Genomic DNA, 23,216 nt, shown 5'->3' with positions numbered 1-23,216 from the left:
TTTCACCCATGACACGACACCGAACAAGAGGATGCGACATGGCGACCCCAAGACGCAGAATAAGTGACAAAATCATTGAAGCCCACGCTCAGGCTTGCACCGAAGGCAAACTGGCCGTGGCCGATGCCTTGTTACATGCGCTGGAAGTTGACCTGTCCGCCATTGGCGCGGGCCCTGCAGCCCTTGGGGGTGCCAAAGTCGAAAAACGCAGCTCGACCACATTGCTGGAAGCGGCCTATGAACGCCATGCTTTGGCAAAACAGGAAACCGGCGATTAAGATCATTCTCGATGCCACCGCCGCCAACTAAGCCCCCCGTATTAAACGTTAGCCGGCTTGGGGTTGGCTTCCCCCTTCCCCACGGTATTTTTCACGCGCTATCAGATATCAGTTTTGAAATCAGCCCAGGCCAAACCCTGGGTCTGGTTGGTGAGTCTGGTTGTGGCAAATCCATGACGGCGCTGGCTATTTTGGGGCTTGTGCCGCCGCCCGGCCATATCACAACCGGCAGCATCCATCTTGGCGGGACCGATACCACCAAACTTGATCTTGATGCCATGACCGCCATTCGTGGTGAACGCGTTTCGATGATTTTCCAGGAACCCATGACCGCGCTCAATCCCGTGCTTACCATTGGGGTGCAAATTGCTGAGGCATGGTCGTTGCATCACAAATGCAGCAATTCAGAAGCCCGTGATGCGGCACTGGGTATGTTGGAACGGGTGCGCATTCCTGAACCCAACCGTCGCATGGATGCCTATCCCCACGAACTGTCCGGCGGCATGCGCCAGCGCGCACTGATTGCCATGGCCCTGATTTGCAAGCCCGATCTTGTCATTGCCGATGAACCCACCACGGCCCTTGATGTCACCATACAGGCCCAAATCATCGACCTGATGCTGGAAATGCAGGATGATTTCGGCATGGCTATTTTATTCATCAGCCATAATCTTGGTGTTATTTCGGAAATCGCCGATGAAGTGATGGTCATGTATGCGGGCCGCATCGCAGAACAGGCCAGCGCCGATGATCTTTTTGCCAACCCCCACCACCCCTATACCCGGGCCTTAATTGAAACCGTGCCGCGTTTAGGTGCCCCCAGAGACCGGCTGCCTACCATCGCTGGCCAAGTGCCGGAACCGGGCATTCCCATCCCCGGTTGCGCCTTTGCCGATCGCTGTCCCCAGGCCGATGATGCCTGCCGCGCATCGATGCCAGATCTTGTTAACGTTGATCCAACCCGCACAGGCCATCTGGCCGCCTGTTTTAAAGCGGGGCATGTGTCATGAGCAGCACAGAATTTCTTTTAGAAGTCCGGGGGCTGGTTAAACATTTCCCGTTGGCCAAACGCGGATTTTTTGGTGTTGCAGAAAAAGTCCATGCGGTTAACGGCATAGACCTGACCATTCGAAAAGGCGAAGTGCTGGCGATGGTGGGCGAATCTGGCTGCGGAAAATCCACGGCCGCACGCGCCATTGCCAATTTATATCGGCCCGATTTCGGGACCGTCCATTTTCGGGGCGCAGACCTTGCCGCACTTTCAGGACGCGCGCTCAAATCCGCGCGACGCGCCATGCAGATGGTGTTCCAAGACCCCTTTGGGTCCTTGAACCCACGGCTGCACGTTGGCACCATCATCAAGGAGCCCTTGGTCATACACGGGATTGGGACGTCTGAGACCCGACAAGCAAAGGTCGAAGAAGTTATGGCTCGGGTTGGGCTCAGGGCATCGGATGCAACACGCTATCCCCATGAATTTTCAGGGGGCCAAAGACAGCGCATCGCCATAGCGCGGGCCCTTGCCATTGACCCGGAACTGATTATTGCCGATGAGCCCTTGTCTGCTCTTGATGTTTCTATCCAGAGCCAAATCCTCAACCTTTTAAAAGACCTGAAGGATGAAGCCGGTCTCGCCTTTTTGTTCATTAGCCATGACCTTGGGGTGGTCAATCATTTTGCCGATCACATCGTTGTCATGTATCTGGGCCATGTGGTCGAAAGCGCGCCCCGCGAAATGCTGTTTACCCATCCCCACCACCCCTACACGCAAACCCTGATTGATGCGGTCCCCGTACCGGGCAATGGCAAACGATCAGGATCATCACCCCAAGGCGATGTGCCCAGCCCCATTGATCCACCCTCTGGATGCCCGTTCCATCCCCGCTGTCCCCGCGCCACGGAAACCTGCAAAATCACCATGCCATTGCTGGAAGCAACCGAGCGCAATGCCGATCATAAAGCGGCCTGCCATAATCCGATTCCCGGTCCGGGAGGTAGCCAATGATCCGCTATATCGCTGGACGATTGGTCGAGTCGGTCTTTGTGCTGATCATCATGTCTTTTGTCATTTATGCCCTGATCGGGCTCATGCCGGGCGATCCCATTGACCTGATGATTAAATCCGATCCCCGTCTTACCCCCGCCGATGCCGCCCGGTTGCGCGCCGTTTACGGGCTCGATCAACCCTTGCTGGAACGCTATTACAACTGGGCCATGAAAGCCCTTGGCGGAGATTTCGGGAATTCCAGACTTCATATCCGCCCGGTGTTGGACGTGATGGGACCATTCATGACCAACACCATTAACCTGATGGGGCTCTCTTTCATCGCCTCTGTCGCCATTGCCATCCCCGCCGGGGCTTACGCTGCCATCCACCAAAACAGCCGCGCAGATCACATCATCAACCTGTTGTGTTTTGCAGGCATTTCCGTACCCGTCTTCTGGCTGGCTTTGATGCTGATTATTGTGTTTGCCGTCCTAATCCCCATCCTGCCTGCATCGGGCGTGTCGGCCATCAATGGTGGGGGCTTCATCGATACGGCCCGCCATCTGGTGCTGCCCGTGATCACCCTGACGGTATTTTCCATCGGCTCCTATACCCGTTTTATGCGGGCGTCCATGATCGAGGTCATGCGCCAGGACTATATCCGCACGGCCTTTGCCAAGGGCGCCACCCGCGGCCAGGTGGTCCGGCGCCATGCCTTCCGCAATGCCTTGATCCCGGTAACCACCGTGATCGCGCTTTCTTTCGGAACCCTGTTTTCCGGTGCCCTGATCACAGAGACCATGTTTGCTTATCCGGGCATGGGAAAACTGATTTTCGACTCCATCATGGGCAATGATTACAACATGGCACTGGTGACCCTTTTACTGGCGACCTTGGTGACGCTGCTGGCTAACCTTGGAGCCGATATCACCTATGCCTGGCTGGACCCGCGCATATCGCTCGGCGGCGGAAAATCTGCCAAAACAAAGGGGGGCAGCTAACCATGTCCATGCCCGTTCCCCTAACCAACACCACAGACACCACAGACACCGCAGCCACTGGGCTAAGCACATGGCAGATTTTTATCAGCCGCTTCGCCACCCACAAAATGGCCTTGATTTCGGCTTTCGTCCTCGTCTTGATGTCCCTGTTTGTTTTTGGGGCATCCATCATGGAAACCCTGTTTGGTCTTGATCCCACGCAGGTTGATCTGGACCACCGACTGACAACGGCATCATTTACCCACCCCTTAGGCACCGATGAACTGGGCCGCGACCTTCTGGCAAGGCTTTTACGCGGTGGCCAAGTCTCGCTGATTGTTGGACTGTCGGCCGCTGTTATCTCCGCCGTGATCGGCACCATTGTCGGCCTGATTGCGGGCTATTACGGGGGGCGCATGGATGGTTTGTTGATGCGCCTGACAGACGGGGTGATCGCCCTGCCGTTGCTGCCCCTTCTGATTGTGCTGGCAGCAGTGGACCTGAACAAGCTGGGGCTCAGCGAAAGTCTGGCACAAAATCCTGATATCGATCTTTACCGGATTATCTTCATCATCGCTCTGGTTGGATGGACCACCGTTGCCAGATTGGTGCGCGGTGCGAGTTTAAGTGTTCGGGAACTGGATTTTGTATCGGCCGCCACCGCCAGTGGAGCCTCAGACCTGCGCATCATGGCCATCCACATTCTGCCAAACGTCGTAACCCCGATTATCGTTGCCACCACCCTTACCGTTGGCAATGTCATTTTGCTGGAATCGGTCCTGAGTTTCCTTGGCCTCGGCATCCACCCCCCTGTTGCCAGCTGGGGCAACATGCTGACCGGGGCACAGGAACTGGTCTGGACCGCGCCCATGCAGGTGGTTTATCCGGGACTGGCGATTTTTATTACCGTGATCGCCTTCAACTTTATCGGCGACGGCCTTCAAGATGCGCTGGACCCAAAGGCAACGCGCACAAGCGACTGAACCAAGCGCTGCTTATCCGTAAATTTAAAGCGCGTTATCGCGACATCAAAATGGGAACGGTCATCGCTTCAAGGATACGCCTTGTGGTGCCACCGAAAACCAGTTCGCGCAGCCGAAAACTGCCATAAGACCCCATTACCATGAAATCGGCATTGAAAGCGTTGATCTGCGAAAGTAATTCATCGCCAACCTTTTTACGACCAGCCGTCACCTCAACCACCTCTGCTTTGACACCGTGGCGCGCAAGGTGGGTGGCGATGTCTGCACCGGGCAGCTCGCCATGGCCCATAATGCCTTTTTCAGGATTAATGATCATGACGCGAACGTCATCTGCGGCCTGAAGAATGGGCAGGGCATCATTGGCCGCACGGGCCGCATCACGGCTTGCATTCCAGGCCAACAACACCCGGGAACCAATGGTTTGAGGCTCGAATGAATGGGGCACGACCACTGCGGGGCGGCCAACATCCAGCACCACATGATCTGGCAATTCAGGCGCCGCACCGGCATCAAGACGGCCAACGATACGTTGCCCTAAAACAGCCAGATCGGCATAGCGTGAATGCAGCACCACCATTTCAGGAACGGCACCCTCGACTTGGCGCCATTCGGCTGTGATGGAACTGTTGGCGACCCGGGCATCAAACATGGCCTTGGCCTCAGCTGCGGATTCCCGCATGAAACGATCATGGGCCTCAATCAGTTCCGGACCAAGATCGGCTTCGGTGTATTGATGGATGGGTGCTATCGCAATGACATAGAGTGCGGAAAGATGGGCTTCATGCTTTTCAGCCAGTCTGACCGCATAATCTAGTTGTGCGGGTGCTGCCGGTGATGAATCGATATGAACCAGGATGTCATTTAGCGCCATGGCCAATCCCCTTTACAACAATCTTAAGCTTACCTGTTGAAAGGATAGGCATATTGAGCCCATCTAGGCTAGTGCCGTTTCAAGATTATTTACCAACCCTCAACCCCTACGATTATTCAAAAACCCGGGTTGCGCTTGTCGGGGTGCATAAATTACGCTAGCAAGACGCAAACGAAGTGGAGAAAACGATGACCGGGAATGGGTCTCATTTTGGCACGATCTGGCCCGTGCTGCTTGCAGGGGGCACAGGAACACGTTTATGGCCGATGTCCAGAAGCGGGTTCCCGAAGCAATTCATGGCGCTGGCATCGGATAAAACCATGCTCCAGGAAGCTGCCCTTCGCATCTCAGGCAATGCCTTTAATCCGCCCCTGATACTGTGTAACGATGAACATCGTTTTATTGTCGCCGAACAATTTCGCGAAGCATCCATTCAGGCCGAAGCCATCATTTTAGAACCCATTGGGCGCAACACTGCCCCGGCAGCGGCCATTGCGGCACTGATGCTGGTGGAACGCGACCCTGACGCCATCATGTTGTTGAGCCCCGCTGATCACGTCATTTTGGATACTCAAGGCTTCCACGATACCATTCAGCTGGCACTGCCCGCAGCACAGGCAGGCCGACTTGTCACCTTTGGCATCACCCCCGATCAACCGGAAACCGGATATGGCTATATTCAGAAAAGCGATTCCATAAGCGATGCAGCGGGCTGTTTCGCAATCGCGCAATTCACCGAAAAACCCGATGCCAAAACCGCACAAGCTTTCGTTTCATCCGGTGATTATTTTTGGAACAGTGGCATTTTTCTGATGGGCGCTGCGGCCTTTCTTGGGGAACTGGAACGCCTGCAACCTGATCTTTTAAAGTCAGCGCGTGCTGCCCTGGCTTTGGCCGAACATGACATCGATTTCCTTCGTCTAAACCAAAACGCCCTTGAAACCTGTCCCGATATCTCCATCGATTATGCCGTGATGGAAAAAACGGCGTTAGGCGCTGTGGTTCCCGCATCAATAGGCTGGTCTGATGTTGGGTCGTGGTCCGCATTGTGGCAGCTCGATCAAGGCGACACCGCGGGCAACGTCACCCATGGCGACGTGTTAATGGAAGATACCCAAAATTCCTATCTGCGGACGGAAAAGGGCCTTTTGGCCACCATTGGCATCGAAGATATGATCGTGATTGTCACCGATGATGCGGTGCTGGTTGCCAAAAAGGATGCCGCCCAGGATGTTAAAAAGATCGTCGAACAACTGAAAGCGACGAACCGGCCAGAACCCAAAACCCATACCACCGTATATCGCCCCTGGGGCAGCTACCACGGTGTGGACATCGGCGATCGCTTTCAGGTCAAGCGCATCACGGTGAACCCGGGTGGGCGTCTCAGCTTGCAAAAGCATGCTAAACGGGCAGAACACTGGGTCGTTGTCAGCGGGCGGGCCACCGTAACCCGGGATGACAAGACCCTTGAACTGGGGGCCGATCAATCCACCTATATTCCCATCGGCATGACCCATCGCCTTGAAAATAAAACAGACCTGCCCCTCCATCTCATCGAAATTCAATCCGGTGACTATCTGGGCGAAGACGACATTGTCCGCCTTGAAGATGTCTATGGCCGGGATTAAGGGCAAGAATTCCTAAAAACTCTCCTATGAAAATCAGTGGAATCCGGTGGAAATCAGTGGAAATTTAGTATTTATTAAGTATAAATCGTCATCTTGGTGAAAGTGACTGGTTGGCATGGATCACACAAAGCAGATGATGAATAGGATTTTGGCTTTGGGTGGAAGTTAAGGGCCCATAGGAGAACCCATGGACTACGAAAAATTTTTCACGAACGCGATTCAAAAGCTGAAAAATGAAGGTAATTACAGGGTGTTTGCCGACCTTGAACGCAAGGCGGGCAACTTTCCGCATGCTGTGCGCCATGAGGGTGCCCTTGATGGCACCAAACAACGCGACGTCATGGTCTGGTGCTCCAATGACTATCTGGGCATGGGCCAACATCCCGCTGTCATCAAGGCCATGAAAGAAGCCCTTGAAAAATCCGGTGCCGGTGCTGGCGGCACCCGCAATATTTCAGGCACCAATCACCACCACGTTCTTTTGGAACGTGAACTGGCTGATCTCCATGGCAAAGATGGCGCGCTGATTTTCACATCGGGCTATGTATCCAATGAAGCAACCCTTTCCACTGTCGCCAACCTGTTGCCCGGCTGTATCATTTATTCCGATGCCTTAAACCACGCATCCATGATTCAGGGCATTCGACATTCCGGTGCCGAAAAACGCATTTTCCGCCACAATGATGTTGAACATCTGGCCCAGTTAATCGCCAAGGATGATCCGAGCGCGCCAAAATTGATCGCCTTTGAATCGGTTTATTCCATGGATGGCGACATCGCCCCGATTGCCGAAATTTGCACCGTAGCCGAGGCTGCGGGTGCCATGACGTATCTTGATGAAGTCCATGCCGTTGGCATGTACGGGCCACGCGGTGGCGGGATCGCCGAACGCGATGGCTTGATGGATAGGGTCACCATCATTGAAGGCACTCTGGCCAAGGCCTTTGGGGTCATGGGCGGCTACATCACCGGTGCCACACCGATCATCGATGCCGTGCGCAGCTTTGCACCCGGCTTTATTTTCACAACATCCCTGCCCCCCGCTGTTGCAGCCGGTGCATTGGCCAGTGTCCGTTACCTCAAGGGATCAACAATGGAACGCGAACGCCATCAAGAGCGCGCCGCCACGTTGAAAAAAATGCTCAAAGATGCCGACCTTCCGGTCATGGATTCCGTAAGCCATATTGTCCCCCTTCTGGTGGGCGATCCCAGGCTTTGCAAACTGGCGTCTGATGAATTGCTGGACCGCCATGGCATCTATATCCAGCCCATCAACCATCCCACTGTTCCACGGGGAACTGAACGACTGCGCATCACACCGGCCCCATACCACAATGATGCCTTGATGGCGGAACTGATCACAGCGCTGAATGACGTCTGGGCGCGCCTGGAAATCAGAAACCGGGTCGCTGCGGCTTAAATATTTCAGGAAAAATGCGGGAAAACAAATAAATGTATCCCGACCATTCCTTAATGCCAAAAGAAGCCATTCGTCTGGCCGCCCTTGGCATGGTGGGGGAAGGCCCCGTGGCGTATGCCGATCTTGCATCTAGGGTTCGTGATTTCACCAGCCATATCATGGGGCCCAACATTGACCTCATGGGAACCTCCATTCAGATTTTATGTCTAGAAGGCCTTGTCACCAGCAAAGGCACCCTTGAAGGCCAGCCCCTTTCCCCCGATGCCGAACTCACCATCACAGAAAGCGGCGAACGTGAGCTGAAAACCCTGCTTATGGCGACGGTTCGAACGCCGTTTGATGACCTGAACAAGTTGATCATCGCGCTAAAAATGCGCTTTTTTGATCACCTTGATGATGACGCCAAACGGAGCCAAATTGACCTGATCACATTCGCTCTTGAGGGTGAAATGGCACGGCTTGCTGTTCTCTATGCACAGCAATCAACCGATGCGCCCTCCGGCAATGCCCTGGCTGCATGGCTGGATCATGAGCTCAACCGGATTGAAGCCGACCTTCAATGGTTCAAGGACTTCAAAACGCGTCTTTAGAAAATATGCTGGGCGCCGGTGACATAAATCTCTGTCCCGGACACATAACCTGAATCACCCGAACACAGAAAATAGATAACCGATGCGACTTCATCTGGCTGACCCAATCGTTCCATTGGGATACGCGGGATCAGGGCTTCGGTTTCTTGTGACAGCATGTCTGTGGCAATTTCCCCCGGTGCTATGGCATTGACCCGAACCCCAAGGGTGCCAAACTCCGCCGCCAGCTCGCGGGTCAGGGAACTGAGCGCCGCCTTGGAAACCCCATAGGCGGAACCGGCAAAGGGATGCACCGCATGGCCAGCGATTGACGTCACATTGACCACCGCGCCGCGCCCTTTATGCAGGGCTGCAGCAAAACCCCGGGAAAGCCGCAAGGGTGCAAACAAGTTCAGTTCGAACACATCTTTCCATGCCGCCATTTCCCCATTGAGGCAGCCAAGACGTTCCCGATAAGGCGTTTTTGGTGAAACACCGGCATTGTTGACCAGCCCATGAAGTGGCGCATCCCCAAGCATTTCCAGCGCTTCGGCAATGAAACGGTCTTGGTCAATGGGCAGGGAAAGATCCACCGTGATGTGGCCAGACCAATTAGGGTCTCTTTTACAGGCTTCGGGAACCGGATCGCGCGAACAGGTAATAATACGCCACCCCTGTTCAGAGAATCGCTTGACCGTGGCATGGCCGATGCCCCGGCTGGCCCCGGTCAGGACAACCGTCTTCGGTTCTTCTGCATCCGTGTCATTCATGGCTGGAGGTTAGAAGAAACCAGCGATCACTGCCAGCTTAACTGACACTGACAACCCGGAAGGGATGAATGACACCATCATGGCCGGTCAGGGAAACGTATTCGTCTTCCTTAAAGGCATGGGATTCAAACCGAAAGAAAGGTTCATCATCCTCTTCTCCGGGCGCATAGGAAAACGCCCAGGTCCGATGGCGGGTGTGAATCAGGTATCCCGTTTCGGGGTCATCATCCCCCCAAAACCGTTTCACCGTGCAAACTTTCTTGTCCGCCTGCCAGGCTTCAGCATCGATATGCCCTTCCCCATCCATGGGAACGGTGAATTCATAGCCATGCCCTGAGCTGCCGTCAGGGAATTCAGGCGTGCGCGCAAGTTCCAAACGTATGGTCTTGATTGCCACAGTACTTTCTCCTTGATGGGTTTTTAATGCGCCAGAAAAACAGGGATTCTGGTATTCGCCAACACATGGTTGGTGACCCCACCCCAAATCATCTCACGCACCCGGGAATGGGTGTAGGCACCCATAACCAGCATGTCTGCACCGGCACGCGATGCTGCTGCCGTAACGGCCTTGCCGATATCCCCGCCACGATTACGCCCGGTTACGAATTTCGCCCGTACGCCGTGGCGCTTCAGGTAGGCCCCAAGACCGTCGTGGTTCACATCGTCACCATCAGTGATTGAAAGCACCGTGACAGATTTTGCACGGGTCAGAAATGGCAATGCCGCCGCAACGGCGCGTGAAGATTCCGCACTGCCGTTCCAGGCAATGGCGATATTAGAGCCAACCTTCACTGATCCAATGGCGGGCACCAAAAGCACCGGGCGTCCCGTTGACATTAATGCCGTTTCAATCAGCGCGCGGACCCCAACGTCGGTGTCGCTCCGTGGGCGCCGCAGGATAACCAGATCATGAATGCGGGCACTTCTTTCTACCCGCAAATCAGCCTGCCCGGATTCTTCACTGTAAGACGCTGTCGCTGCAGTCTGGGCTGAGACACGATTTGTAACCGGGACCTTTGCGCGTTTAGTGGCCGCATCAAATGCGTCCCTGACCTTGGATGATGTTTTCGCGGCGCTCTTTTCTGCTGCCTCCATCACCTCTTCGATCAAGGAAGGGGAAACGGTTTCGCCGACAAAATCGGTGATCGCTTCTGTTGGTTCTGCACGCAAGTGCAAAACATCAACATGGGCTTTTAAACTCTTGGCCAAGCCCAAGGCTGCGCCCAAGGCTGCTTGTGCACCTTGCGCATCAATCATTGGTACCAGAATTGTTTTTATTGGCATCTCCGCCTCCTATGGTTTTCGGGTTCTTAATAACCTAACGCCACAATGTTATAATTAGTTTTATATCTAATTAAATTAGCTGTGTCATCAATTATAATGGGGTCTCCAAAATAATCTAACCATCAAACAATAATAACAATACGTTAGGCCGAAAATGCCTCAGGTGCCCGGTTCACCAACAAAGGTCGCCCTGTGTTCAGGTACCCCTTCCGGGTCTTGATGAATAATGATGCCCGCGCCGGGGAACGCTGCACGCACATCTGCCTCAACAGCGTCGGAAATTACATGGGCGCGCAACAGGGAAATATCCTGAGGCAGTTCAAGATGGAACTGGATAAACGAACGCGGTCCTGCGGAACGGGTCCTGAGATCATGAATATCGCACACTTCTGGATGGGCCAGCGCAAGGTCACAAATGATGGTCCTGTCTTCCTCGCTCAATTCACGGTCCATCAGGGAATGCAGGGCCGATGCCACGATTGCCTTGGCACTCCACATCAAATAAGCGGCAATGGCGATGCCAAACAGGGGATCGAGATATGAAACCCCAAACTTGCTGCCCAACCATAGGGACAAGATAACGCTGCCATGGATCAGAACATCGCCTTTGTAATGCAAGGAATCTGCACTGATGGCAGCGGATTTAGTCTCACGCACCACATAGGTCTGAAACGCGACCAAGATCAGGGTCACAACAATGGCAAAGACCATCACGCCGATCCCAACCCCTTCGTTGACAACGATGACCGGGTTGTACATCCGTGCAAAGGCCTCAATCACCAAAAACAAGGACGTGCCGGAAACAAAGGCTGCCTGAGCAAGGCCGGCTAGCGGTTCAGCCTTACCGTGGCCAAACCGATGATCTGTATCTGCGGGCTGCAGGGCTTGGCGCACCGCCAGGAAATTCACCATAGAGGCCGCAATATCCATGATCGAATCAATCAAGGTTGCCAAAATGCTCATGGAACCGGTCACAATCCAGGCCCCCGACTTGCAGGCAATCAAGACACAGGCTGCCGCTAGGGACGCCTTGGTCGCAATGCGCAAGAGCCGCTCGGTTCTCGGAGAAACTTTTTCAGGCGCTTCCGAGCCAGAAGGAGCGGTGGGGGTGGGGGTGGATGTGCTCATGGATACAACCTGCTGACATCCCACTTTGCATCCGGTTGGGCGCGTTCAAAAACAATCCGCTCATGAAGCCGATAAGGACGATCAACCCAGAATTCCATGGATTGGGGGATAACCCGATAACCCGACCAATAATCTGGCCTCGGCACATCACGGCCTTCAAATTCAAGACCAAAGCGAGCAAACCGGCGCTCAAGCTCAAACCGTTCTGGCAGAACCTCTGACTGCTTTGATGCCCATGCAGCAATCCGGCTGTCTCTGGGCCTGGATGCAAAATAGGCATCGGCTTCTGCATCGGAAACCGTTTCAACGGTGCCGTTAATGCGCACTTGGCGCTTCAGGCTTTTCCAATGAAATGCCAGAGACGCCATGGCATTGGCGGCAATGTCCAACCCCTTGCTGCTTTCAAAATTTGTATAAAAAACGAACCCCCGCTGATCGCGTTCTTTAAGCAAAACAATGCGAACCGACGGCACCCCTGCCCCATCCGCCGTGGCACATGCCATGGCATTGGCATCGCGCTCCGATGCCCAGGCATCCCCATACCAACCATCAAACAGGTCCAATGGGTCCATTTTTTCGTAACTTGCGGTACCTTCATCCATCTTTTTAAATCTCAAATCCCTGTGATTTTTTGTATCTTAAGTGATAATCTGGAGCAGGCCTATTTTGACACAGGCGGTTGACCCGCATCATTTTAGCACTATTTATCCCCGAAGCACTGCCTTGGAGATGAATTTTTTCATGATTTGCCAAAACCCCACAAGGACAGCCATGACTGGGAAAAATGTGACTAAAAATACAGGCAAAATAATGGTCAAAACAGTGGCTATTATCCTTTTGACCCTGGGCCTTGGTGCCTGCGAAACCCCCGGGCGTAGCGATAACAATGACCGCAGCAATGACCGCGGATCACGGGAAAAAGTTGGCATGGTGATCGGCAGCATCGCTGGTGCCTGGCTTGGCTCTACCCTTGGAGAGGGAAAGGCCAACACCCTTTCCATCATGACCGGAACACTCCTTGGCACCTATCTTGGCGGTCTTGCGGGAAAACGCCTTGATGAACGTGACCGCGAAATGGCACGGGATGCCAACGAAAGGGCGATGGAAGCCCCCATTGGGGACATTGTTTCCTGGTCCAACCCCGATACCGGCAATTCAGGAACCGTGATCCCCATCCGAGACACGCAGCTCATATCCAGTGCTGGCGGGACAGGGGGGGCAAAGACCAAAACGGCGTGTCGTGAATTTCAACAAACGGTTACAACGACGGATGGCAAGACTGAGATGGCTGTGGGGATGGCTTGTCGCAATAAAGACGGCACCTGGCGCATCACCAAAGCAACCGATGGCGCGGAACATTAATCAAGCTTTCCAGAAAAAGATTGTCCAAACACCATTCCCGGGCGTTTGAACCTACATATCTTTAGTGTAGGATGGGCCAACCCTTTTAAAACCAAGACCTTTTCTGAGAGAACACATGACTGAACAAAGTGGACTACTGGCCGGCAAAAAGGGCCTGATCATGGGGGTCGCGAATGACCGTTCCATCGCTTGGGGTATTGCCGATGTTGCTGCAAAAGCGGGAGCCGATCTTGCCTTCACCTACCAAGGCGACAACCTGAAAAAACGCATTGAACCGCTGGCGAAAAGGGCAGGATCAAATCTTGTCCTCCCCTGTGATGTCACCGATAACGCATCCATTGACCAGGTGTTCAACACCCTGGAACAGGAATGGGGGAAACTCGATTTTCTGGTCCATGCGATCGCTTTCTCAGACAAGAATGAATTAAACGGCGGCTATGTCGATACCAGTTCCGATAACTTTGCACGGACCCTTGATATTTCATGTTATTCGTTCACGGCACTGGCCAATCGCGCCGAAAAATTAATGACCGATGGCGGGTCTCTGGTGACGCTCAGTTACTATGGGGCAGAAAAGGTTATCCCCCATTACAATGTTATGGGGGTTGCCAAGGCAGCATTGGAGGCCAGCGTGCGATACCTGTCTCTTGATCTCGGCTCGAAAAACATACGGGTTAATGCCATATCTGCCGGGCCCATAAAAACCCTGGCGGCATCGGGGATTGGTGATTTTCGCCATATTCTGAAATGGAACGAACATAATTCACCGCTGCAGCGCACCGTCACCATTGAAGAAGTTGGCAATGCCGGGTTATTCCTGTTGTCAGACCTTTCCAGTGGTGTCACCGGTGAGGTGCTCCACGTGGACGCGGGTTATCATGTGATTGGCATGAAACATCCCGATGCCCCCGATATTTCCACCGTATAAGGTGAAGCAGAGAAATCATGTCACATAACAGTTTCGGCCATCTATTTCGCGTTACCACCTGGGGAGAAAGCCACGGGCCGTCTATTGGCTGTGTCGTTGACGGCTGCCCGCCGGGAATATCGCTTTGTGAAGACGATCTCCAGGGGTGGCTTGATTTGCGCCGCCCGGGGCAAAGCCGTTTCACGACCCAGCGCAAGGAATCCGATCAGGTAAAAATTCTTTCCGGCACCTTCGAAGGGGTGACAACCGGCACGCCCATTTCGCTGTTGATCGAAAATGAAGATGTGCGCTCAAAAGATTACGCCGACATCAAAGATACCTTTCGTCCCGGCCATGGGGATTACACCTACTGGAAAAAATACGGGCATCGCGATTATCGCGGCGGCGGTCGATCAAGTGCGCGGGAAACCGCTATGCGCGTGGCCGCCGGGGGCATCGCCCGCAAGATTTTAGGCGATACCATTACCATTCGGGCCGCCCTGATCCAGATGGGCCCCCATTGTATTGATCGCGATAACTGGGACTGGAACGCAGTTGGCAGCAACCCGTTTTTCTGCCCCGATGCCAAAGCGGCCCGCGATTGGGAAGATTATCTCGATGCCATCCGCAAGGCAGGCTCAAGCACGGGTGCGGTTATCGAAGTTGTGGCCGAAGGCGTTCCCGCCGGGCTCGGCGCACCGGTCTATGGCAAACTTGAAGGCGATCTGGCCGCTGCCATGATGGGCATCAATGCCGTGAAGGGTGTGGAAATTGGTGCGGGCTTTGGGGCTGCGGCCTTAACCGGTGAAGAAAATGCGGATGAAATGCGCATGGATGGCAAGGATGTCGCCTTTCTTTCCAACAATGCCGGCGGCGTGCTGGCTGGCATCAGCACGGGCCAGGACATTGTTCTGCGCTTCGCCGTAAAACCCACCAGCTCTATCCTCAGCCCACGCAAAACGGTCACCACATCGGGCGAAAATGCTGAAATTTCCACGAAGGGCCGCCACGATCCCTGCGTCGGTATTCGCGGCGTTCCTGTGGGTGAAGCCATGATGGCCTGTGTCCTGGCCGATCACCTGTTGCGTCACAGAGCACAGGTGGGTTCAGAATAATTAGCGCCTGAACACGCCCACCAATTCCAGATGCCGGGTCCAGACAAATTGATCAACCGGCATGACACGCTCCAGAACGTAACCCCCATCGATCAAGATGCGGGCATCGCGTGCGAAACTTTCCGGATTGCACGATACCGCCACCACCAGTGGCACCGATGACCGGGCCAGTTCCTTCACTTGAATTTCGGCCCCCGGGCGCGGCGGATCAAAGACCACCGCATCAAACGAAGAAAGCACATTAGTGCTCAACGGGCGATGGCCAAGATGACGGGCCTCCGCGCTCACCCGCCCGTCCAGTCCTGCACCCCGTGCCCCCTGAAGCAGGGCCTTCATCAAGGCATCATCACCGTCATAGGCCGACACCGATGCGATTTTGGACATTGGAAAGGTGAACGTTCCGGCCCCTGAATAGAGATCAGCAATGCGGGCACTTTCGGGCAATTCGGATACGGCCCCAACAACCCGTTCCACCAAGGCCGCTTCTCCGGCAGCGCAGCCCTGAACAAAGGCCATCGGGGGCAATGACACAGCCACACCCCCAAAGACAGCCCGAACCGGACGCCGTTCAACGACGGTTTCTGGCACACCCACGCGGTTGGCGGCTTTCTTCTGCCCGCGCTTGGGCCGACCCTTTGGCTTGGCCGTCAATAACGGCCGCCACCCGATACGGGCAAGGTCATATTTTTCTGCAAATGCCGGAAGGTCCATCCGTAAATCCAGATCCAGTTCAGTGCCCATCGCCAGGACAAGATCGATATTGCCATCCACCAATTGGGCCTCAACCTCTGCACGCCCGCGGAGGGGCAACAGCCTTTCCAGCAATTCACGCAACGGCTGGATCAAATCAAACAAAGGTTTTTCCATGGCCGGACACGCCGCCATATTCACAACCGTGTGACTGGCTTGTTCATGAAACCCCAACCGCACACCCGTACTTGTGGCGATGGCCGAAAGGCGCGCTCGACGGCGGCTGGCAGCGCCCATCACCACCAGAGTCTCTATTTCAGTCTCAATGCCATGACGCCGAAGGGCGGCTTCGACAAAGCCCTGTTTCCAGTCTCTGTAAGTTTTATCGTCCTTGTCTTGGGCACTGCACCCCCCGCAGGTCCCAAAATGCTGACAAGGTATTGAGGATGTCGTGACAGCGTCAGTCATGACGCGTCTTCTTCTGGTTTTTGGGCTGCAATCAGAAATTCCTTGTTGCCTTCCGCACCCAGCACGGGGCTTTCAACGATGCCGATAATTTTCCACCCCATTTCCTTTTCAAGCCAGGTTCGAATTCGGTTTGTGACTTCTTCGTGAAGTGCCGGATCGCGGACAATGCCGCCTTCGCCCACCTGACCTCGGCCCACTTCGAACTGTGGCTTGATCAGTGCGACCAAATGGGCCCCCGGACGGGCAAGGGTCAGGGCTGCCGGTAGAACCACGTGAAGTCCGATGAAGCTGGCATCACACACAACCGCATCTGGCGGTTGTGGTATTTCATCGGTGCTAAGGGCGCGGGCATTCATGCCTTCCAAAACGACAACGCGGTCATCCTTCCTCAGTTTCCATGCCAATTGGCCACGGCCAACATCCACGGCGTAAACCCTGGATGCACCTTCTGCCAATAACACATCGGTAAATCCCCCTGTGGATGACCCAACATCAAGGGCAACCCAGCCTTTGGCATCAATGGCAAAACAAGATAAGGCATGGGCCAGTTTCAATCCGCCGCGCGACACCCATGGATGGGGCTCACCCCGAACGTTGATGGCCATATCCTCCTTGATGCGCATGCCAGATTTTTCAAGACGGCGTTCCCCGGAATAGACCTTGCCCGCCATCACCATTGCCTGAGCACGAGAGAGGCTTTCAACCAGCCCCCGGTCCACCAATGCCTGATCCAGCCTGGGCCGGGCCTGGGCGCCCGTTTTATCAGGGGATTTCATATGCCAACGGTCATAACGACCGTTCCACCACATAACGTGCCAGTTCTCGAAGATGACGACCACGACCCCCAAAACAATCAAGATGGTTCGCTGCCTGATCTGCAAGCAACAGGGCCTGGGCACGGGCTTTTTCAACGCCCAGAATAGAGATAAACGTGGCCTTTCCCCGGGCAGCATCCTTTCCCACGGCCTTGCCAACCGTTTCTACATTGCCCACCACATCCAAAAGGTCATCGGCTATTTGGTAGGCCAGCCCAAGGTCATGGGAAAACCCTGCAAGGGCGCGGTGCTCTTTGTCTTGGGCGCGACCAAGAATGGCCCCGGCGTCACAACAAAACCCAATCAACGCCCCGGTCTTGAGGCGCTCAAGATGGGTAATTTCCCCGATATCCAGCGTCTGTCCTTCGGTGGCCAAATCAATCATCTGCCCGCCCACCATGCCCTTGGCACCGGCGGCCATGGCAAGCCCGGCAATGAGTTCGCCACGCACAACAGGGTCGGGATGGGTCAAGGGATCAGCCAGAAGTTCAAATGCCAGCGGCATCAACGCATCCCCTGCCAACACGGCAGTCGATTCGCCAAATTGAACATGGCACGATGGCTTGCCACGGCGAATGGGATCATCGTCCATACAAGGCAGGTCGTCATGAATGAGGGAATAGTCATGAACCAGTTCAACCGCAGCACCAACGCGTAGGAATACCGCTTCCGGTACGTCGAAAAGTTCTGCCGATGCCGCCACCAAAAACGGGCGCAATCGTTTGCCGCCCCCCAGAACCGCATAGCGCATCGCATCGAATAACTGGCTTTCCGGCTCAAAGCCATCTTCGGAATCGCTTTTTGGAAGCACGTCCGCCAAAACGTCATCCACACCGCCGCCGACCCGCTTCATGGCCTGGGTCAATGTTTCCGAACTGTTTTCTGGCTTTAGGCCCATAATCTGGTCCCGTCAGCCGATATCCGCGGGCTGGACCCCAGTTGGTGCTTCATTTCCTGCGGAACCCAGAGATATTTTTTCAACCTTTGCCTTGGCCTCAGCCAGCTTTTTTGCGCAATGGGACTTAAGCTTGGCGCCGCGTTCATACGCACCGATGGCCTGATCCAGCTTGATTCGACCGTCCTCAAGTTCGCCGACGATTTTCTCAAGCTCTTCTAGGGCTGCTTCGAAGCTCAAAGCCTCGATATCTTTATCTGCCTTGTTTTGAGCCGTTTGTGTGGCTGATTTTGCCATTTTCCCCTGCCTTTTCCTGCTGTTCTGGCGCCAGTCTAAGAGGGGTCATGGCCTTCTGCAAGATGCGCCTTCATTTGTCCACAATTAGGGCAAATATTGCACTTGGAGACGCGCCTGTTCTGGAGTCTAGGAAAAGCGGGGGCAAGGCTCAAATTAGCGCGCGAATCTCCCCTTTCGATTGATATTGACTTGGCCCTGAAACTCGCGCAAAAACGTGGCTAAGGCACGGTCCGGACAAGCCCGGGAACAAGGCCAATACAGGGAATATGCGTCGGGGCACATCCATTACCCCCGAAAGCCAAGAGGGAGTTTGGGTAACGGTGTTCAATAAAAAAATTATTTTAATCTCAGCCCTGACACTTGGTGTCATCTCCGGGCTTTTGGTATTCTTTTTAACCCCTGCTGCTGATGATGATGGATCGGTTCTTTCCGCCACATCCGCTCAAGCGCAAACGGGCGACCAAAAAGCCACACCGGCAAAGAAGAAAAAAAAGAAACGCCGTCGTCGTCGCCGGCTGATCCAGGTAGACACGGTTCGCATGGCGCCGCTGACCCAGACCACGCCGGTGATCGGCCATTTGGTCGCTGTTCAATCGGGGCCCATTGCCGCCCGTATTGACGCGCCCATCGCCAAAATGAACGTTGATGTCGGTACCCATGTCAAAAAGGGAAATATTCTTGCCCTGATGGTTGATGATAGGCTGCGGTGGGAACACGCCCAGAAAAAGGCTGAACTGGATGCCAGCAAAGCCGCTGGGGAAACTGCCATGGCGCGGTTGGCACTTGCCCAACAAGAGCTTAAGCGCATGGAGGATTTACAGACCTCTGCTGCTTTTTCCAGGGCACGCTACAGTGACAAGCGCCTTGAAGTGACCCGTTACCAAAGCGAATTACTGGAAGCCAATGCCAAGGCCGCACAGGCGCATGCATCGTTAAAGCTTGCCGAGACAGACCTGCGCTATACCCGCGTCCGTGCCCCCTATAACGGCACCATCACCATTCGCCACACCAATGCCGGAGCCTATATTAAAGAAGGCCAGCCCGTGTTCACCATGATTTCGGACAGCGCATTGGAGATTGAGGCCGATGTGGCATCCCATCGAGCTGCCGCCCTGCGCCCCGGCACGTTAATCACCTTCTTTATTGGCAATCGGATCCGGAACCCCACCACCTATAAAGCCAAAATTCGTGCTGTCGTGCCAGAAGAAAATCAGCGTACCCGCACCCGAACCGTGCGTTTCACACCCATTTTTAAAAAACGCCCTGACACCATTGCCGCCCGGCAATCCGCAACCATCAACCTGCCCATTGGTACCAGTCGTGCTGTGATTTCCATTCATAAAGATGCCCTTGTCACCACCAGTGGCAGACCCGTGGTATTCGTTGTGAAAAAGAAAAAGGCCCATGCGCGCAGCGTCGTCATAGGCGAGGGCATTGGCGTTCGATTTGAAATTCTGTCTGGTCTGAAGGAAGGTGAAACCATCGTTATCCGCGGCAATGAAAGCCTCCATGATGGCCAGCGGGTCCGCATTGGGAAGGCCGTCACGCAATGAACAAACTGATTGAGCTGTCCCTGAAGCGCCCCACCGCTGTGATGGCGGCGGTCTTGATGATCATTGCTTTGGGTCTGGTCTCTCTGCAAACCATCCCCATTCAATTGACCCCTGATGTGCGCCGCCCGGTGCTGGATATCCGCGTGCGCTGGAGTGGTGCCGCCCCGGTCGAAGTGGAACGTGAAATTACCAACCGTCTGGAACAGGAACTCGGCGGCATCGATGGTGCCACGGAACTTTCCAGCCGGTCGCGTTTGGGCCGGGCCAGACTTAGAGTGGCATTTGAGGTGGGCTACAACCTTGACCGCGCCATGCTTTTGATTTCCAACCGATTATCCGGCGTGGATGACCTGCCCGATGAAGCATCGGAACCCAGGCTTTTGCTGCGTGGATCAGAAGACATTCCCATCGCTTATTTCGCCATGCGGCGCGCCAAGGGCAACACCAGTGACCTTGAAATTTATGGTGACCTGATCGAGGACGTGATTGTTGATCGCATTGAACGGGTTCCAGGCGTTGCCGGGGTTGATTCCCGTGGCGGTTCTCGCCGGGAACTGCGAATCGTTGTTGATCCTGAAAAGATGGCTCAATACCGCCTGACCGTCCCCGATGTCCTGCGCACCCTGCGTGAAGCCAGCACATCCGTTTCTGCCGGTGAAGTCGAAGAAGGCAAACGGCGCTATCTGGTTCGTGCCGAAGGTGAAATAAACACCGCCAAAGCCGCCAAGACCGTGGTGCTCCGGCGCGAAGAAAACCCTGCAACCGGACAGGTCAGCCGGGTCACGGTGGGCGACATCGCCGATGTCGTGTTCGGATATAAAACCCCCACCAGCTATCGCCGATATTTGGGCGAAGACACCATTACCTTTCAGGCAATTCGTGAAACCGGTGCCAACGTGATTGAAACCATGGTTGGCATCCGCGCGGCCGTAAAAGAACTGAACGAAGGTATTCTCAAACGCAAACAGCTCTATATCACGCAAGTGTATGATGAAACCATCTACATCAATTCCGCCATCAGTTTGGTGACCCAGAACATCTGGTATGGCGGCATGCTGGCGGCCCTTGTCCTCATCCTGTTCCTGCGCTCATGGCGCCCAACGTTGGTAATAACACTGGCGATACCGGTTTCGGTTGTGGGGGCATTTGTTGCCATGTCCCTTTTGGGCCGGTCGCTCAACGTTATTTCGCTTGCAGGCATCGCCTTTGCCGTTGGCATGGTGGTGGATGCGGCCATCGTTGTTTTAGAAAATATCTATCGATACCGGGAAATGGGGAAATCGCCCATGGTCGCGGCCATAAAAGGCACCAAAGAGGTTTGGCCTGCCGTGTTTGCATCGGCCCTGACGACCGTTTTGGTATTTGCCCCCATCTTGATGCTTGAACTCCAGGTGGGCCAGTTGTTCCGTGATATTGCGGTTGCCCTTTCGGTCGCAGTTACCCTATCGCTTCTGGTTTCTGTGACCGTTGTCCCTGTCCTTTCACGGACCTTGCTTAAAAATGTGCCGACCGATGGCTCCAAGACCATCAACATTCCTTATCTCGATGGTTTTGCCCGCCTTGTTTCGGAAAAGCTGCTTCAGCTGACCCGCCTTGTGGTGCGATCCAAACAGATGGCGGGCGTCGCCGTCATCAGCCTGGTTGGGGGCACAGCCCTGTTTACCATCCTTGCCCTGCCACCACTGGATTTCCTGCCCAATGGCAATCAGAATTTTGTCTGGGGCCGCATCACACCACCGCCTGGGTACAATTTAAAAACCATGAAAGGGATGGCTGAAAGCATCGAAGCCGCCGTGAAGCCACTTTGGGTAACCGTTTCAGGGCCTGAGCCCGAAGAAGGCAAGCCGCCAAAGATCAACAATTTCTTCTTCGTTGCAAGGTCTGAACAAGCCTATGTTGGCGCCAGTGCCAATGACCCCAATCGTGCGGGTGAGTTGGAAGAGGTTATCGAAGGCCCCGTCCTGAAAGAACCGGGTACGCGTGCCTCTGTTCGCCAATCATCCATTTTTTCTCGCGGCATCGGCGGATCACGATCCATCCGGGTTAACATTTCTGGCCCTGACCTGAACAAAAATCTGGCGATCGCACGACGCATTGATGATATGCTGGCCGATATTCTTCCGCGCCGCGAAGGCCACCGGGTTCGCCCCCGGCCCGGCCTTGAACTTGGTGCCCCAGAAGTCCGCATGGTCCCCGATCAATTGCGCTTGGCCGATGCCGGATTAACCGCACGGGGATTTTCCCAAACCATTGATGCCTTTAATGATGGCATTCGCATTGCTGAAATTACGGTGGGTGACCGCCGGGTGGACCTGACCCTCAGGGGGCCTGAAAACATTGTCACCAGCACCCAGGGCATCAACAACTTGCCGGTTGTAACCGGTGATGGCCGTGTGGTCCCCGCATCATCCCTTTCCAATATCGAAGTAACATCAGGCCCGACCCAAATTTGGCATCTGGAACGGGCGCGTTATATTCGCCTCGACATTCGGCCTTCCAAACAGATCCCGCTGGAGCTGACCATCAACAAGCTCCAAAAAGAAGTGATTGATGTCCTCCACCGCGAAGGCCTGCCACCGGGGGTTAAACTCACGCTGGGCGGGGCTGCGGGTGAGCTGACCAAAACATGGAACCACCTGAAGCTCGACATGCTGGTAGCGATTGTCATCGTCTTTCTGGTCATGGTGATCATTCTGGAAAGCTTCATCTATCCATTGATCATCATGTTATCGGTGCCACTAGCGACAGCAGGCGGTGTTTTAGGGCTTTGGTTCCTTAACAGCTTTGTCCTTGTCGGAACCGGCACACGCCAACCACTGGATATGCTGACCCTGCTTGGGTTCGTTATCTTGATTGGCACCGTGGTCAACAACGCCATCCTTTTGGTGACGTGCACGCTGAGTAATATTCGCGAACGCAACATGAGCCCGGAAGATGCCATCGTTGATGCCACGCGCACACGCATTCGGCCTATTTTCATGTCCACCCTGACCACCGTTGTTGGCATGATCCCACTTGTCGTGGCACCGGGTGCGGGGTCTGAACTCTATCGCGGTCTGGGGGCCGTGGTTGTGGGCGGCCTTGCACTCTCGGCAATTTTGACCCTGTTGATCATCCCACCCCTGTTGTCCCTGCTGGTCTGGAAATTACAGGGTGAGGTCCAACCAAAGACGCAAGCGGCGGATGAAACATCCCCCCTGCCCGCAGAATAAGGGA

Annotated in this window: 23 protein-coding genes; 13 read left to right on the top strand and 10 right to left on the bottom strand. The window is 54.7% G+C overall.

Annotation, left to right across the window (positions count from 1 at the left end):
* The first annotated feature begins 38 nt into the window (after positions 1 to 38).
* Genes HOJ08_02000 through HOJ08_01980 form a run of 5 tightly spaced genes read left to right on the top strand, consistent with a single transcriptional unit; the run spans position 39 to position 4,228 of the window.
* Positions 39 to 278, top strand: a complete 240-nt coding sequence (locus HOJ08_02000; GenBank protein ID MBT5672212.1) for a hypothetical protein — start codon at positions 39 to 41, stop codon at positions 276 to 278.
* An 11-nt stretch (positions 279 to 289) separates the two neighbouring features.
* Complete coding sequence (locus tag HOJ08_01995; protein MBT5672211.1) at positions 290 to 1,288, top strand: ABC transporter ATP-binding protein; 999 nt, start codon at positions 290 to 292, stop codon at positions 1,286 to 1,288.
* Complete coding sequence (locus HOJ08_01990; GenBank protein ID MBT5672210.1) at positions 1,285 to 2,283, top strand: ATP-binding cassette domain-containing protein; 999 nt, start codon at positions 1,285 to 1,287, stop codon at positions 2,281 to 2,283. Before HOJ08_01995 ends, HOJ08_01990 begins: the two co-directional genes overlap by 4 nt.
* Complete coding sequence (locus tag HOJ08_01985) at positions 2,280 to 3,266, top strand: ABC transporter permease (GenBank protein ID MBT5672209.1); 987 nt, start codon at positions 2,280 to 2,282, stop codon at positions 3,264 to 3,266. Before HOJ08_01990 ends, HOJ08_01985 begins: the two co-directional genes overlap by 4 nt.
* Before the next feature lie 8 nt (positions 3,267 to 3,274).
* Positions 3,275 to 4,228: an ABC transporter permease gene (locus HOJ08_01980; protein ID MBT5672208.1), complete on the top strand. Its 954-nt coding sequence runs from the start codon at positions 3,275 to 3,277 to the stop codon at positions 4,226 to 4,228.
* Between the two features lie 34 nt (positions 4,229 to 4,262).
* On the opposite strand, the gene HOJ08_01975 is transcribed toward HOJ08_01980, so the two are convergent.
* Positions 4,263 to 5,099, bottom strand: a complete 837-nt coding sequence (locus tag HOJ08_01975) for a universal stress protein (protein MBT5672207.1) — start codon at positions 5,097 to 5,099, stop codon at positions 4,263 to 4,265.
* A gap of 188 nt (positions 5,100 to 5,287) precedes the next feature.
* On the opposite strand from HOJ08_01975, the gene HOJ08_01970 reads away from it, so the two are divergent.
* The 3 genes from HOJ08_01970 to HOJ08_01960 all read left to right on the top strand — a co-directional run bounded on the left by HOJ08_01970 (position 5,288) and on the right by HOJ08_01960 (position 8,737).
* Positions 5,288 to 6,727, top strand: coding sequence for a mannose-1-phosphate guanylyltransferase/mannose-6-phosphate isomerase (locus tag HOJ08_01970; protein ID MBT5672206.1), 1,440 nt, complete (start codon positions 5,288 to 5,290; stop codon positions 6,725 to 6,727).
* Positions 6,728 to 6,914: 187 nt separating this feature from the next.
* Positions 6,915 to 8,147, top strand: a complete 1,233-nt coding sequence (gene hemA, locus HOJ08_01965) for a 5-aminolevulinate synthase (protein MBT5672205.1) — start codon at positions 6,915 to 6,917, stop codon at positions 8,145 to 8,147.
* 32 nt (positions 8,148 to 8,179) lie between these two features.
* Positions 8,180 to 8,737 (top strand): hypothetical protein, encoded by a 558-nt coding sequence (locus HOJ08_01960; protein MBT5672204.1) that lies wholly within the window; start codon positions 8,180 to 8,182, stop codon positions 8,735 to 8,737.
* Here HOJ08_01960 and HOJ08_01955 read toward each other — a convergent pair.
* From HOJ08_01955 to pdxH, 5 genes are all read right to left on the bottom strand, one after another.
* Positions 8,734 to 9,486, bottom strand: coding sequence for an SDR family oxidoreductase (locus tag HOJ08_01955; protein MBT5672203.1), 753 nt, complete (start codon positions 9,484 to 9,486; stop codon positions 8,734 to 8,736). The genes HOJ08_01960 and HOJ08_01955 overlap by 4 nt on opposite strands.
* Positions 9,487 to 9,523: 37 nt before the next feature.
* On the bottom strand, positions 9,524 to 9,883 hold the full coding sequence (locus HOJ08_01950) for a hypothetical protein (protein MBT5672202.1): 360 nt from the start codon (positions 9,881 to 9,883) through the stop codon (positions 9,524 to 9,526).
* A gap of 23 nt (positions 9,884 to 9,906) precedes the next feature.
* Entirely contained in the window at positions 9,907 to 10,770 is an 864-nt protein-coding gene (locus HOJ08_01945) for a universal stress protein (GenBank protein MBT5672201.1), read from the bottom strand.
* Positions 10,771 to 10,929: 159 nt separating this feature from the next.
* The gene (locus HOJ08_01940; GenBank protein ID MBT5672200.1) at positions 10,930 to 11,898 is read right to left on the bottom strand and encodes a cation diffusion facilitator family transporter; all 969 of its coding nucleotides are present in this window, start codon (positions 11,896 to 11,898) and stop codon (positions 10,930 to 10,932) included.
* A complete protein-coding gene (gene pdxH / locus HOJ08_01935) occupies positions 11,895 to 12,500 on the bottom strand; it encodes a pyridoxamine 5'-phosphate oxidase (protein ID MBT5672199.1) in 606 nt (201 codons plus the stop codon). Before pdxH ends, HOJ08_01940 begins: the two co-directional genes overlap by 4 nt.
* A gap of 184 nt (positions 12,501 to 12,684) precedes the next feature.
* On the opposite strand from pdxH, the gene HOJ08_01930 reads away from it, so the two are divergent.
* From HOJ08_01930 to aroC, 3 genes are all read left to right on the top strand, one after another.
* The gene (locus HOJ08_01930; protein MBT5672198.1) at positions 12,685 to 13,260 is read left to right on the top strand and encodes a hypothetical protein; all 576 of its coding nucleotides are present in this window, start codon (positions 12,685 to 12,687) and stop codon (positions 13,258 to 13,260) included.
* A 115-nt stretch (positions 13,261 to 13,375) separates the two neighbouring features.
* Complete coding sequence (fabI, locus tag HOJ08_01925) at positions 13,376 to 14,188, top strand: enoyl-ACP reductase FabI (protein MBT5672197.1); 813 nt, start codon at positions 13,376 to 13,378, stop codon at positions 14,186 to 14,188.
* 17 nt (positions 14,189 to 14,205) lie between these two features.
* Positions 14,206 to 15,282: a chorismate synthase gene (gene aroC / locus HOJ08_01920; GenBank protein ID MBT5672196.1), complete on the top strand. Its 1,077-nt coding sequence runs from the start codon at positions 14,206 to 14,208 to the stop codon at positions 15,280 to 15,282.
* Here the strand turns inward: aroC and HOJ08_01915 are convergent, their stop codons facing one another.
* From HOJ08_01915 to HOJ08_01900, 4 genes are read right to left on the bottom strand one after another with little or no spacing between them, the layout of a single operon-like run.
* Complete coding sequence (locus tag HOJ08_01915) at positions 15,283 to 16,440, bottom strand: class I SAM-dependent RNA methyltransferase (GenBank protein ID MBT5672195.1); 1,158 nt, start codon at positions 16,438 to 16,440, stop codon at positions 15,283 to 15,285. It lies immediately after the preceding gene.
* Positions 16,437 to 17,216, bottom strand: a complete 780-nt coding sequence (locus HOJ08_01910) for a TlyA family RNA methyltransferase (GenBank protein MBT5672194.1) — start codon at positions 17,214 to 17,216, stop codon at positions 16,437 to 16,439. Before HOJ08_01910 ends, HOJ08_01915 begins: the two co-directional genes overlap by 4 nt.
* Positions 17,217 to 17,226: 10 nt before the next feature.
* Entirely contained in the window at positions 17,227 to 18,108 is an 882-nt protein-coding gene (locus HOJ08_01905; protein ID MBT5672193.1) for a polyprenyl synthetase family protein, read from the bottom strand.
* A gap of 57 nt (positions 18,109 to 18,165) precedes the next feature.
* Positions 18,166 to 18,447 carry an exodeoxyribonuclease VII small subunit gene (locus HOJ08_01900; GenBank protein MBT5672192.1) on the bottom strand — a complete coding sequence of 94 codons (282 nt, stop codon included), beginning with the start codon at positions 18,445 to 18,447 and terminating at the stop codon, positions 18,166 to 18,168.
* A 320-nt stretch (positions 18,448 to 18,767) separates the two neighbouring features.
* On the opposite strand from HOJ08_01900, the gene HOJ08_01895 reads away from it, so the two are divergent.
* Positions 18,768 to 20,000 (top strand): efflux RND transporter periplasmic adaptor subunit, encoded by a 1,233-nt coding sequence (locus tag HOJ08_01895; GenBank protein MBT5672191.1) that lies wholly within the window; start codon positions 18,768 to 18,770, stop codon positions 19,998 to 20,000.
* Complete coding sequence (locus tag HOJ08_01890) at positions 19,997 to 23,212, top strand: efflux RND transporter permease subunit (protein MBT5672190.1); 3,216 nt, start codon at positions 19,997 to 19,999, stop codon at positions 23,210 to 23,212. Before HOJ08_01895 ends, HOJ08_01890 begins: the two co-directional genes overlap by 4 nt.
* Positions 23,213 to 23,216 lie beyond the last annotated feature (4 nt).

Source organism: Rhodospirillales bacterium, from assembly GCA_018666775.1.
In the GTDB taxonomy this organism is placed as follows: Bacteria; Pseudomonadota; Alphaproteobacteria; order SMXQ01; family SMXQ01; genus JABIXC01.
Note: the sequence above shows the minus strand (reverse complement) of the source record. Positions and strands in the feature narration are given on the sequence as shown.